This window comes from Saccharopolyspora gloriosae, from assembly GCF_022828475.1.
Taxonomy (GTDB): domain Bacteria; phylum Actinomycetota; class Actinomycetes; order Mycobacteriales; family Pseudonocardiaceae; genus Saccharopolyspora_C; species Saccharopolyspora_C gloriosae_A.
Genome location: NZ_CP059557.1, coordinates 79710 through 91805, shown reverse-complemented (window position 1 = coordinate 91805; position 12096 = coordinate 79710). Strand labels below are relative to the sequence as shown.

The window sequence follows — 12096 nt, the reverse complement described above, 5'->3', positions numbered from 1 at the left end:
GGTGCACGCAGCGCCGGGGCCGTCGCACGTCGCGGTGGCTCAGTCCGGCCCGTCGGAGGGTTCGGTGCTCGGGGTCGTCGGTTCCGAGGAGGACGGGTCCGAGGTCGAAGGCTCCGACGGTTCCGAGGACGTCGGGTCCGGGGCTGAAGTGCGCAAGATCGACAGACGCTCGCTGGTCGGGTCCGAGCCCTGCTGCGGCGGAAAGTCCGAGTCCGGCGAACCGCGCCCAGGCTCCCCCGGCGCGTTCGGGACGAACGTCGCGGTGACGTCCGGAACCGACGGATCGCCCGGGACCCGCACCGACGTGCTCACCGCAGGCGGCACCGCCGGCCGCACCTCCTCCGGCGCGGGCCGCGCGATCAGCACCGCGCCACCGCCCACCAGCACCGTCATCGCCAGCGCACCGCCCACCGCGGCCACCGTCGTCTGCCGCTTGCGACGCCGCCGCGCGCCCGCCACCAGCGACCACTCGGCGCCGGTGCGGACCGGCACCTCCAGCCGGTCGTCGGCGAACATCCGGTGCAGCTCGTCGTCGAGGTCGCCCATCACACCCCACCGCCCTCGAACACCGGGCCGAGCCTGCGGCGCAACGACGCCAACGCCTTGCTGGCCTGACTCTTCACGGTGCCCGCGCTGACCCCGAGCGTCTCGGCGATCTCCGCCTCCGACAAACCCTCGTAGTAGCGCAGCACCACCACCGCGCGCTGCCTCGGCGGCAAACCGCGCAACGCCTGCCACAACGGCTCGTTCTCCAAGCGGTCCGGCGACTCCACCGCGGGCACGTCCGGGAACTCCGCGAGCAACGTCTCCCGGCGAGTGCGGCGCCACTTGCTCACGTGCGTGTTCGCCATCGCCTTGCGGATGTAGGCGCGCGGCTCCTCGCACTGCTGACTGATCTTCGACCAGCGCGCGCCGACCTTCTCCAGCACGGTCTGCACCAGATCCGCCGCGTCGTGCGGATTGCCCGTGAGCGCGTGGCCGTAGCGCATCAACCCGGGCAGGGCGACGCGCACGAACTCCGCGAAATCGTCCTCCGTCGCCATATCCCCTTGACGCGCCGGGCGTGACCAACCCACCGACGCTTCCGAAGCGGCGCGCACGGCGGGCAATTGAGCGGTCACGCCGCCTCCCCTCCACGACCTGTTGCTGTGGAAGGACACGCCCCAGCGGGGCGAGCGGTTGCCGGATCGGCCGACTTTCACCCTGATGGCCTAAGAAGCCTTCGGGAACCGTTCCTGAGCGCGGGCGCTCGCCGCAGCGGCGAGCGCCCGCCGGGCTCAGCGCAGCGTGATCTGGCGGCCGCGCAGGCCGTCGCGCGAACGGCGCTCAGCGGCGTCCAGCGGCGTCGACTCCAACGACTCCAACGCCTCGGCCAACCGCTCGCCCAGCGCCGCGGCCGGTTCGTTCCACTCGCGAGGATGCTTGTCCCGGTCCAGGTCCCACACCGGCACCAAAACGCCGTGCGCGCGGAACGAACCCGCGAACTTGCTGTCCTCGTCCAACGCCAGCTCACCGCGCGCCGACAACCGGGCCAGCGCGGCCAGCAACTTCTCCTCCGGCTCCGGGCGCACCCACCGCAGATGCGCCTTCTCGCCCGGATCCACCCAGTACGCCGAACGCGCGCCTTCGGCGGTCAGCCGCTCCGTCGGCATGATCGCGGCGTTCGCGCGCTCCAACGACAGCGCGACGTCACCGGTGGCCTCGGTGCCCTCCGGCAGCCACCAGGAGAAGTCCTCGTGCAGCACCACGTCCAGCTCCGCGTCCGGGTCGATCAGGTCCTGCAACCGGGTCGGCACTCCGTCCTGCGGCTGCTCCGGACCGACCACCGGCAGCGACTCGCCCGGCTCCGCCTGCTGCACCCACTCGATCGCGCGGGCCAAATCCCGGCTCAGATCACCCGAACGAGTCTGCACCTGGAGGCCGATGAAGGCCTGCTCGTCGGTGCGCTTCACCGCTGCCGCCGCCATCGGCAACACCGAAGCGACGGTGACCTCGCCGCCGTCGCGCAGCGGCAGCTTCGCCGTCGCCGACGGCACGAACTCGCGCAGCGCGACCAAATCGCCCTCCGCCGCCAGGCCCTCGAAAGGCCTGGTCACGATCACGTCGGCGGAGCCGCCCGCCGCGCCGTGGCACGCCTTGTAGCGCTTCCCGGAACCGCACGGGCAAGGCTGCCTCGGGCCGACAGCTCCCTCAGCGCGCTGGGACGGGGCCGTTCGCTTCGACACTCGAAGCCTCCTCGCTGATGTGACAGGACCCACCGACGCTATCGAGCCGCCACCGAACCCGACTTTCCGGGTCAACTCGGAATGACCCGCGTAGTGCGTCGGGTCGCGGAACCTCAGCGGTTCCCCGCTGCTGGGTCCATTTTCCGATCAGCGCAGCCACGAGGAAAAAGCCGCCCTCGGGAGGGAATCGCCGAGAACCCGCCGGTGGACGTCGTGCTCTGGTGGTCACTCGTCGGCTTCGCCGCCGACAAGACGGATCACACCCGCACGCCTAACCGTGAAAGCCCGACAACCTCGCCCGCGTCGCACCCGGCCGATTCGTCGCCACGAACCGCACCCCGGCGCGGCGGCACAACTCCACGTCCCGCGCGGCGTCCACCGTCCAGCAGTAGGTGTCCCGGCCGCGCGCCGCCATCTTCGCCGCCAGCTCCGGGTCCTGCTGCAGCAGCCGGATACTCGGCCCCGCCACATCCGCCCAGCGCGGCAACTCCCCCGCTCGCGCCGCCCGCGACGAATGGTCGAACAACAACACCGTCGGCACCCCCGGCGCATTCGCCCGGAACCGGCGCACCGCCGACGACGAGAACGACATCATCACCACCGGCGAATCGTCCTTGTACGCGGGCGCCGACACCCCGTGCCTGGCCAGCGCGGCCGTCAACTTCGCCTCCACCAGGCCCCCGTACCGCACCGGATGCTTCGTCTCCGCGAACAACCGCACCGGACGCGACTGCGCCCGCACCAAGCCCAGCAGCTCGTCGAAGGTGAGGATGCGGCGCTGCGACACGCCGCCCATCGGGCTCGCCCGCGGCTCGAAGACCAGGTCGTCCGCGGAATCCGGCAGCTCGTGGTGCCAATGCGCGAAGTCGAAGCGGGACAGCGCGCCCAACGTCAACTCGCTCACGACACCCCGGCCGGTGGACGTGCGGTCCACGCGGCGATCGTGCACGCACACCAAGTGCCCGTCGCGCGTCACGCGCACATCGCACTCCAACGCGTCGGCGCCCTGATCCAGCGCGACCTGGTAGGCGCCGAGGGTGTGCTCAGCGCGTTCCGCCGACGCCCCACGATGCGCCACGACCTCCGGAACACCCATATCGCGCATTATCCCGGCCGCAGAACCACCGGATGAACCCACGTGGCCACCAGGCGAACGCCCCGTTCGCCCACTCGCATCGGTGAACCGGTCCCCGGTGGACCCAACGCGGGAGTGGACGAAGGAGGCGGTCACCTCAGCGGGCGTCGGGCGCGTGTCGCTGTTCGAGGAATCAGCGAGGTGCGGTGGACGGGCGGTCCGGGCGGACCGGTTTCGGAGCGTCCTTGACCCCGAGTACCCGGTGGCGCAGCAGCAGAGTCGGATCCAGCGGCACGATCAGGCTCGTCAAGTAGTTGATCACGCGCATGGTGAGCACCGCGCACACCACCGCCGCCACATCCGTCCAGAAGTGCAGCACCACGCCGTCCGCCATCGCCTGCACACCGTCGCGGAACCGCCACAGGAACGCGGCCAAGCCGAGTACCAGGCTCACCGCCCACGCGATCCACCAGGCGCCCACCAGCCGCGACGGGCGCGGCCGGGACTCCAGCCTGCGATCACCCGCCGTGGCCAGCACCCCGTGCTCCAGCTCCGCCAGCGCCGTGCCCGGCGCCACCAGGTTCACGCCCGGCACCAGCACGCCCGCCACGACCTGCCACTCCGGGCGACGCGGCGACACCTCCAGCCGCCGCGCCGAAGCCTTGCGCGCCCACAACAACCACAGCACCGCGAACACGCCACTGGTCACGCCGAGCAGCCAGCTCAGCACGCCCGCCGTCACCACCAGCGTGTCCGACAGGTCCAGCGCCAGCTTCGACAGCGCCGAACCCCGGCTCATCAGCAGCAGGACGTACCGCCACGCCTCGCCCACCGCCGCGATGCCCGACACGGCGGCCATCAACCACAACGCCGACCACGCCATCCCGGACAGCCAAGTCACCCGCTGCACCGGATCGATCTGCGGACGCGTCGGCAACGCCAGCGGCCAACGCCAGCCCAGCAGCGGGAAGCCCCACCTCGGCACCCCCGGATACGACGGCGGCCCGGTGTAGCGCTCCGCAGGGCGCGGGCGGCGACCTGGACGCAGGCCTCCCGGTGGAGTGGCCACCCACTCCACCCGCAAGGTCGACTCCGGCGGCCGGCGATCCGGTGGCGGTGTCGTCACAGCACGAACGGCTCGGCGCCGGGCTCGTCGGACACCACGGGACGGCCCGAGGCGGACCAACCGTTCATGCCGCGCTCCACGTTGACGGCGTCCCAGCCGTTCGCGTTCAGGTACGCCGTCACCCGTGCGGAGCGGCCGCCGGAGCGGCACACGACGTAAACCTGATCGGCCTCCGGGAGCTCGTCGAGCCGCTGCGGGACCTCGTTCATCGGGATGTGCAGCGCGCCCGGGGCGTGGCCCGCGGCCCACTCGTCGTTCTCGCGGACGTCCAGCAGCGCGAAGTTCGCGGTGGGCAGCTCGGCGGGCAGCTCCTCCGGCGGCACGCCGGGTACTTGCATCGGGGTAGTCACGCCTCGATGCTGCCACGCCCGCCGTGGGCCTGTCGTGAGGTGTCGGCCGCGGGCGCAGTGAACGGACCGTTCGTCCGAACCGGTTGGACGAACGGTCCGTTCACTCACAACCGAAGCCCAGAGCCGGCACCGGCACGCCCCGGCTCGGCTCGGCTCGGCTCGGCTCGGCTCGGAAGAAGTGAACGGACCGTTCGTCCAATCAGCTTGGACGAACGGTCCGTTCACTCGGGGAACCCGAGCGGCACCGACCGGCCGGCGAGCGCCCGGGGCGCCCGGCGGCCATGCCGATCGGGAGTGGGTGAACGGACCGTTCGTCCCATCCCGTTGGACGAACGGTCCGTTCACTCCGGGGGATCAGTGCTCGGTGGCCTTCTCCGCTCCGGCGCCGGTGAGGGAGCGGACCTCCATCTCGGCGAACTTCTCGGCGTTGTGCGGCTCCTTGCTCAGGATCGTGCCGAGGTAGCCGAGCAGGAAGGACAGCGGAATCGAGACCAGACCGGGGTTCTTCAACGGGAACCACGCGAAGTCCAGCGACGGGAACATCGCCTCCTCACCGCCGCTGACCGCGGGCGAGAACACGATCAGCACGATGGTCACGGTGAGCCCGCCGTAGATGCTCCACAGCGCCCCGGAAGTGTTGAACCGCTTCCAGAACAGCGAGTACAGCAACGTCGGCAGGTTCGCCGAGGCCGCCACCGCGAACGCCAGCGCCACCAGGAACGCCACGTTCTGGCCGTTCGCCGCGATCCCGCCGAGGATCGACACGATGCCGATCACCACCGCGGTGATCCGGGCGACCTTCACCTCCTGCTGCTTGTCGTCGACCTTCCCCTTCTTGATCACGTTCGCGTAGATGTCGTGCGCGAACGAGGCCGAAGCGGTGATCGTCAGTCCCGCGACGACGGCGAGGATGGTGGCGAACGCGACCGCCGAGATGAACCCGAGCAGCAGCGGCCCGCCCAGCTCCAACGCCAGCAGCGGCGCAGCGGAGTTCACCCCGCCCGGCGCGTCCTTGATCGCCTCCGGCCCGACCATGGCTCCCGCGCCGTATCCGAGCACCAGCGTGAACAGGTAGAACATGCCGATCAGCCAGATCGACCAGACCACCGAACGTCGCGCTTCCTTCGCGGTGGGCACCGTGTAGAAGCGCATCAGCACGTGCGGCAGTCCGGCGGTGCCCAGCACCAGCGCGATGCCCAGCGACAGGAAGTCGAGCCTGCTCGCGTTGGACTCGCCGTACTGCGCACCGGGGTTGAGCAGCGCGTCGCCGCCGGCACCGGCCCGTTCCACCGCCGACCCGAGCAGGCCGGACAGGTTGAACCCGAACTTCGCGAGCACCCACACGGTCATCACGAACGCGCCCGCGATCAGCAGCGCGGCCTTGATGATCTGCACCCACGTGGTGCCCTTCATGCCGCCGACCAGCACGTACAGGATCATCAGCGCGCCGACCACGGCGATCACGATCCCCTGTTGCGCCTTGTTCTCGATGCCCAGCAGCAGCGCGATCAGGCCACCGGCACCGGCCATCTGGGCGAGCAGGTAGAAGAACGACACCGCCAGCGTGGACAGCGAGGCCGCGGTGCGCACCGGGCGTTCCCGCATCCGGAAGCTCAGCACGTCGGCCATCGTGTAGCGGCCGGTGTTCCGCAACAGCTCCGCGACCAGCAGCAACGCCACCAGCCACGCGACCAGGAACCCGATCGAGTAGAGGAACCCGTCGTAGCCGTACACCGCGATCGCTCCGGCGATGCCGAGGAACGACGCGGCCGACAGGTAGTCGCCGGAGATCGCGATGCCGTTCTGCGGCCCGCTGAACGCGCGGCCCGCCGCGTAGTAGTCCGAGGCGGTCTTCGTATTCCGGCTGGCGCGGAACACGACCACCATGGTGACCAGGACGAACAGCCCGAAGATGCCGATGTTGAGCCATCGGTTCGCCGCGGGATCGGGCGCCTGAGCCAGGTGGGGATGGGCGAGCACGGGTTGGAATCTGCTGATCACCGCTGCTCTCCTTCAACGCGTTCGCGGATCTGCTCGGCGACCGGGTCCAGGTTCTTGTTGGCGTACCGGACGTAGAGGGTCGTGATGAGGAAGGTGGAGACGAACTGCAGCAGCCCGAGCACCAGCCCGACGTTGATGTTGCCGACGAGCTTGATGCTCATGAATCCGTGGGCGTAGTCGGCGAGCAGGACGTAGACCAGGTACCAGACGAGGAAGATCGCCGATACCGGGAAGACGAACTTGCGCAGTCGTTGGCGCAGCGTCGCGAATTCGGGGCTGTTCTGGGCAGCGGCCCAGGTTTCGGCATCGATGCCGGAACTGGGATCGCTCTGACCCGTGGAGCTCACGGTTGTCCTCCTGAGTCGGAGAGGCCGCACTCACCGGCGCCGTGTGACCTCTGTCTCTAATCGCCGCGCGAACGCTACGTAGTTCGTCCGAATCTGAAAAGACCCGAAAGTGGATTGATATCAATCCGCTGGGTGTTCAGATCAGCCGCAGGTACTAGAGCCTGCCACGCACCGTGACCTCTGTCACTCGGATCTTCATCTGGCTTCCCCCAAGCAGGTCAGGAGATCACGAGGTTTTCTCGAGGCTTGGTCCGTTCGCCCGGTTAGTCCGGACCGTCCGGTCGAATCGGCTGCGCGAGAACAACATTTCCCAGGGCGGTCGCGCCGGTGGACAACTCGGTCGAAGTTCTCGCGAAATTGCTCAGTGACGCTACGTGCATCGCCGTTGAACTGCAGCGCAGGCGAACTCTCCCCCAATGCCGTCCCCCACAAGGGGGGCGGGGAGATGCGGGGAGCGCGGTGAACGGGTGTCCACCGGCGCACCGAACGGATCAACGGCGGTGGCGACCGCCGGATTCCTTGGCCGGCATCGGCTTGCGGGTACGCGGATCGTCCTGGAACCCCAGCCGATCCGGCGCGTGCATCCGCAGCATCATCCGCGACACTCCCTCCGGAACCTGCCGCCGCGTTCCCAAGCTGACCAGCACCATCGCCGCGAACGCAACGGGCACGCTCACCAACGCGGGCTGGCGGACCAGCTCCCCGAACAAGCCGCCCGCGTCCGGCCGCACCACGCTCACCGCCAACGCCGCCAGCACCAGGCCGCCACCGGCCAGCAAGCCCGCCGCGGCGCCGAACGCCGTCAACCGCCGCCACCACACGCCCAGCACCAGCAGCGGGCAGAACGTGGACGCCGCCATCGCGAACGCCAGCCCGACGCTGCGCGCCAGGTCCTGATCGGACACCAGCAGCGCCAAACCCATCGGCACCACCGCGGTGAGCAGCAGCAAAACGGGCAGCTGCCAGTTCTTGACCCGCTGAAAGTTCGACGACACCACCCCGGCGACGCTCACCACCAGGCCGGAGGAGGTCGACACGAACGCCGCGAACGCGCCCGCCGCCGTCAACGCCGCCAGCAGCGCGCCCAGCCAGTTGTCGAGCATCGCGTGCGGCAACAGCAGCACTGCCGCGTCCGTCTCGCCCGTGGCCAGCAACTTCGGCGTGAAGAGCCGGGACAGCAGGCCCAGCACCGTCGGGAACAGGTAGAAGGTGCCCAGCAGGATCAGCACGAACAGCGCCGTGCGCCGCGCACCGTGCCCGCTCGGGTTCGAGTAGAAGCGGACCAGCACGTGCGGCAACCCCATCGTGCCGAGGAAGGTCGCGAGGATCAGCGAGTACGTACCGGCCAGCGACGCCGAATCATCGCTGCCGGGATGCATCCACGAACCGTTGTCCGCCTCCGCACCGGCCACCACCGGCACCGCGGCACCGGCGGGGAACGACAGCGCGCTGCCCGCGTCCACCTCGTAGTCGCCGGGCTTCACCCACACGTCGGCCGTCCCGCTCGTCTTCAGCGGATCCGGCGGCGAATCCCGCGTCCCGGTGACCCGAAGCCACGTCGGCTCGGTCACCTGCAACGTCACCGAGGTCTCGACTTCCACGCTCGTGTCGCGCTCGAAGACCGGTCCGGGCGCGTTGAGCCGCTCCTGCGCCGAACCGCCCAGCAGGAACACCGCGAACAGGACGAACGCCGGGAACGTGATCGCGAACAGCTTCAGCCAGTACTGGAACGCCTGGACCAGCGTCACCGCGCGCATGCCGCCGCTGAACACGCTGGCCAGCACCACCGGCAGCAGCGCCACCGCCCCCGCCCAGGCGGGCACCTCGGCGATCACGGCGAACGTCAGCCCGGCCGCCTGGAACTGCGGCACCAGGTACAACCAGCCGATCACCACGACGAACGCGGTGGTGAACCAGCGCAGCCACGGCGAATCCAGCCGCACCACGGCGAAATCGGGCACCGTGTAGGCCCCGGAACGGCGCAGCGGCGCCGCGATGAACAACATGACCGCCAGATACCCGGAAGCGAACCCGATCGGATACCACAGCGCGCTCGAACCGTCCTTGAGGATCAGCCCGGCCACGCCCAGGAACGACGCCGCCGACAGGTACTCGCCCGAGATGGCCGCGGCGTTGCGCTCCTCGCGGACCAGCCGCCGTGCGCGGTGCAGGTCCGAAGTGGCGCGCGCGTGGCTCGAACCCCAAGCACCGATGGCGAACGTCGCCAGCACCACGACGGCGATTCCGCCCAACGTCCAGATAACGGAGACCTCCGGCACCGCCGAACCCTCCGCTACCGCTCGATCATGTGCAGGAAGTCGCGCTCATGCCGAGCCGCGGCCCGCGAATACCAGAAACCGAGCAACGCCATGAACGGGTACGGCAACACCCCGAGCACCAGCCAAGGTAACCGGATTCCGGCGATCACCATGTCTCCCAGCGACGGCAGCACGTAGAACAGCAGCGGCAGCCCGAACAGGCCTGCCCCGAGCAGTCCCGTCATCAGCAGCGCGCTCCGCAGCTGGGCGCGCACCAGATAACGGACCAGCACCTCACCGACGCTGGTCTGCTCCTCCAGTTCCATGATCGTACGGGGTACGGGCGCTCCGTGGCGCCGATCGGACAGAACCACCCGTTGCCGACGAGGACGGCGCCCCCCGGGTGCGCTCGTCGGCTGCTCCGGCGTCATGCCCTACCGGCCGGGTGGCGGCGGCTCATCCCTGCGACCCCCAGCCCTGCCGGGGCGCGCGCACCAACCGGTCCTTCAGCTCACGGGTGTGGCGCCTGCTGACCGGGAGCTCCTTCGGTTCGCCGCCGCCGAGCAGCACCGAATAGCCGGACGAGGACATCCGGAGCTCGCTGACCAGGGACATCGACACCAGGTACGACCGGTGGATGCGGATGAAGTTGGCGTCGGCCCAGCGTTCCTCCAGCTGTGCCAGCGGAATCCGCACCAGGTGCGACCCGCCGTCGGTGGTGTGCAGGCGCGCGTAGTCGCCCTGCGCCTCCACCCAGCGCACCGTCTTGCGGGACACCATCTTCGTCGTTCCGGCCAGCTCCACAGGGATCACCTCGTCCTCGTCGGCGGCGGGAAGTTCGGCGGCCGGGGCGTCCGGCCGGTCACCGGCGGCGCGTTCGGCCTTGGTGCGTTCGATGTTGCGCAACGCGCGGTCCACGCGGTCGGCGTCGGCGGGTTTCATGATGTAGTCCAAGGCGCCCACCTCGAACGCCTCCAGCGCGTTCTCCTCGTGTCCGGTGATGAACACCAGCGAGGGCGGCTGCTTGAAGGCGTTGAGGACCCTGGCCAGTTCCATGCCGCTGAGCCCCGGCATGGACACGTCGGCGAACACCGCGTCCACGACGGACTCCTCGCTGTCCCGGGAGCGCAGCTGATCGTCGCTGCGCAGCAGGCGCAACGCCTCGGCGGCGTCGAACGCGAGGAGCACCCGCTGCACGCGCGGGTTGTTCTCGAGCAGGAACTTCATCTCGTCGAGGCCGGCCATCTCGTCGTCCACAGCCAGCACGACTAATCCCGAGGCGCCGGGCTGAACATTGGTGTCCGGTTGAATACTCACTGTAACGCCAATCCTGCCGCGCCTGGTGGCGCACTGTCCACGATCAGATCTCTCGGCCCGGACACCGCGACGACGATGTCGCGAGTCCGCCCGCACGTGCGGCGTTGCTGAGCGATGCCGTGGCAGCCGCTGCGCAGATCATCGTGGCATCACTCGGGCGAGCGACACAGGGCACGCCGCCGGGCACACGCGAGTGAGGTGTGTCACGCCGCGGAATCAACGTACGGTGTTCGATCGGACACGGAGGCGGCGGGGTCGGCGAAGCGCGCCCGACGGAGGTCCGACGACGCGCTCCGCCGGGCGCTCACAGTCCGAAGCGGGACCACTGGGCGCGCTGCTCCAACGCCTCCACCAGTGACGACGCCGAGGCACCCAGGCCGAGCCGAGCACCGGGTCCGCTCCCGCTGAGCCGAGCCAGCAGCGGCTTGCGCGGCTCGACGTCCACGATGTGCGCCTTCGGGAACCTGTCCTTCACGATGCTGCGCAGCGTGCCCAGGCCGTCCACGAGCCCGAGCTCCTTGGCCCGCGCCCCGGTCCACACCTCACCGGTGAACAGCTCCTCGGTGCTGCTGAGCTTGTCGCCGCGCCGCTCCCGCACCCAATCGGTGAACTGCTCGTGCAGCTCGGTCTGCAAGCCGTGCAACCAGCGCACGTCCTCGTCCTTCTCCGGGCTGAACGGGTCCAGCCGGACCTTGTTCTCGCCCGCCGTGTACACCCGGCGTTCCACGCCGATGCGCTCCAGCAGGCCGTCTAGCCCGAAGCTCGCGCTCACCACACCGACCGACCCGACCATCGAGGTGCGGTGCGCGTAGATCTCGTCGGCGGCGCAGGCCAGCCAGTACCCGCCGGAGGCGGCGACGTCCTCGCAGAACGCCAGCACCGGCACCTTCTTCTCCGCGGCCAGCCCGCGGATCCGGTCCGCCACCAGCGCCGACTGGGTGGGGGCACCACCGGGCGAGTTGATCGACAGCACCACCGCGGAGAGACGATCGTGGCTGAACGCCCTGGTCAGCGCCGACTCGGTGGTCTGCATCGAGATGGTGCCGCGGTTGACGGGACCGGGCGTCGGCGTGATCGTGCCGTGCAGCTTGACGACCGCCACCACCGGTCCGCGCTCAGCCCGCTCGGCCAGCTTGGGCGGCAGTTTCGAAGCGAGCTTGCCGGTCAGGACGTCGGTGAACTTCTGCGGAGAGTCGTCATTCATGCCTCGACGCTACCGGCTCCGCTGCCGCTCGGCGGTGATCACGGCGCCCCGTTCCCGCCGACCTCAAGACCGCTCGGACCGCCCCTCCCCGAGCCCGAGGTGAATGCCTCCTCCGCCCGGCGAACGGGCCGTCCACCTGACGGCGGCGGCGGAGTGAACGGCCCATTCGACCGTTCTCACTGGGCGAAGGCCA

12 protein-coding genes are annotated in these 12096 nt (G+C 69.8%); all 12 read right to left on the bottom strand.

The window, feature by feature from the left end; genetic code table 11:
* Positions 1-39: 39 nt before the first annotated feature.
* Positions 40-546 (bottom strand): hypothetical protein, encoded by a 507-nt coding sequence (locus tag H2Q94_RS00420; RefSeq protein WP_243790783.1) that lies wholly within the window; start codon positions 544-546, stop codon positions 40-42.
* Entirely contained in the window at positions 546-1043 is a 498-nt protein-coding gene (locus H2Q94_RS00415) for a SigE family RNA polymerase sigma factor (RefSeq protein ID WP_243790781.1), read from the bottom strand. Before H2Q94_RS00415 ends, H2Q94_RS00420 begins: the two co-directional genes overlap by 1 nt.
* Before the next feature lie 234 nt (positions 1044-1277).
* The gene (locus H2Q94_RS00410; RefSeq protein WP_243790778.1) at positions 1278-2225 is read right to left on the bottom strand and encodes a DUF5926 family protein; all 948 of its coding nucleotides are present in this window, start codon (positions 2223-2225) and stop codon (positions 1278-1280) included.
* Positions 2226-2496: 271 nt separating this feature from the next.
* On the bottom strand, positions 2497-3321 hold the full coding sequence (locus H2Q94_RS00405; RefSeq protein ID WP_243790775.1) for a glycerophosphodiester phosphodiesterase family protein: 825 nt from the start codon (positions 3319-3321) through the stop codon (positions 2497-2499).
* Between the two features lie 172 nt (positions 3322-3493).
* A complete protein-coding gene (locus tag H2Q94_RS00400; protein WP_243790773.1) occupies positions 3494-4369 on the bottom strand; it encodes a DUF4328 domain-containing protein in 876 nt (291 codons plus the stop codon).
* A 53-nt stretch (positions 4370-4422) separates the two neighbouring features.
* Positions 4423-4764, bottom strand: a complete 342-nt coding sequence (locus H2Q94_RS00395; protein ID WP_243796026.1) for a rhodanese-like domain-containing protein — start codon at positions 4762-4764, stop codon at positions 4423-4425.
* Between the two features lie 366 nt (positions 4765-5130).
* The gene (locus H2Q94_RS00390) at positions 5131-6663 is read right to left on the bottom strand and encodes a solute symporter family protein (RefSeq protein WP_243796025.1); all 1533 of its coding nucleotides are present in this window, start codon (positions 6661-6663) and stop codon (positions 5131-5133) included.
* 110 nt (positions 6664-6773) lie between these two features.
* Positions 6774-7124: a DUF485 domain-containing protein gene (locus H2Q94_RS00385; protein WP_397545400.1), complete on the bottom strand. Its 351-nt coding sequence runs from the start codon at positions 7122-7124 to the stop codon at positions 6774-6776.
* Between the two features lie 491 nt (positions 7125-7615).
* Positions 7616-9403 (bottom strand): sodium/solute symporter, encoded by a 1788-nt coding sequence (locus tag H2Q94_RS00380; protein ID WP_243790771.1) that lies wholly within the window; start codon positions 9401-9403, stop codon positions 7616-7618.
* Positions 9404-9417: 14 nt separating this feature from the next.
* Positions 9418-9708 carry a hypothetical protein gene (locus H2Q94_RS00375; RefSeq protein WP_243790768.1) on the bottom strand — a complete coding sequence of 97 codons (291 nt, stop codon included), beginning with the start codon at positions 9706-9708 and terminating at the stop codon, positions 9418-9420.
* A gap of 130 nt (positions 9709-9838) precedes the next feature.
* A complete protein-coding gene (locus H2Q94_RS00370) occupies positions 9839-10648 on the bottom strand; it encodes a LytR/AlgR family response regulator transcription factor (RefSeq protein WP_258718646.1) in 810 nt (269 codons plus the stop codon).
* Between the two features lie 355 nt (positions 10649-11003).
* Entirely contained in the window at positions 11004-11903 is a 900-nt protein-coding gene (locus tag H2Q94_RS00365) for a S49 family peptidase (RefSeq protein WP_243790765.1), read from the bottom strand.
* Between the last annotated feature and the right edge of the window lie 193 nt (positions 11904-12096).

Bases quoted from the DNA above. Each gene is read 5' to 3' on its own strand.
- H2Q94_RS00420 (WP_243790783.1), bottom strand. From the start codon at position 546: ATGGGCGACCTCGACGACGAGCTGCACCGGATGTTCGCCGACGACCGG.
- H2Q94_RS00365 (WP_243790765.1), bottom strand. From the start codon at position 11,903: ATGAATGACGACTCTCCGCAGAAGTTCACCGACGTCCTGACCGGCAAG.
- H2Q94_RS00415 (WP_243790781.1), bottom strand. From the start codon at position 1,043: ATGGCGACGGAGGACGATTTCGCGGAGTTCGTGCGCGTCGCCCTGCCC.
- H2Q94_RS00375 (WP_243790768.1), bottom strand. From the start codon at position 9,708: ATGGAACTGGAGGAGCAGACCAGCGTCGGTGAGGTGCTGGTCCGTTAT.
- H2Q94_RS00390 (WP_243796025.1), bottom strand. From the start codon at position 6,663: ATGGTGGTCGTGTTCCGCGCCAGCCGGAATACGAAGACCGCCTCGGAC.
- H2Q94_RS00405 (WP_243790775.1), bottom strand. From the start codon at position 3,321: ATGGGTGTTCCGGAGGTCGTGGCGCATCGTGGGGCGTCGGCGGAACGC.
- H2Q94_RS00395 (WP_243796026.1), bottom strand. From the start codon at position 4,764: ATGCAAGTACCCGGCGTGCCGCCGGAGGAGCTGCCCGCCGAGCTGCCC.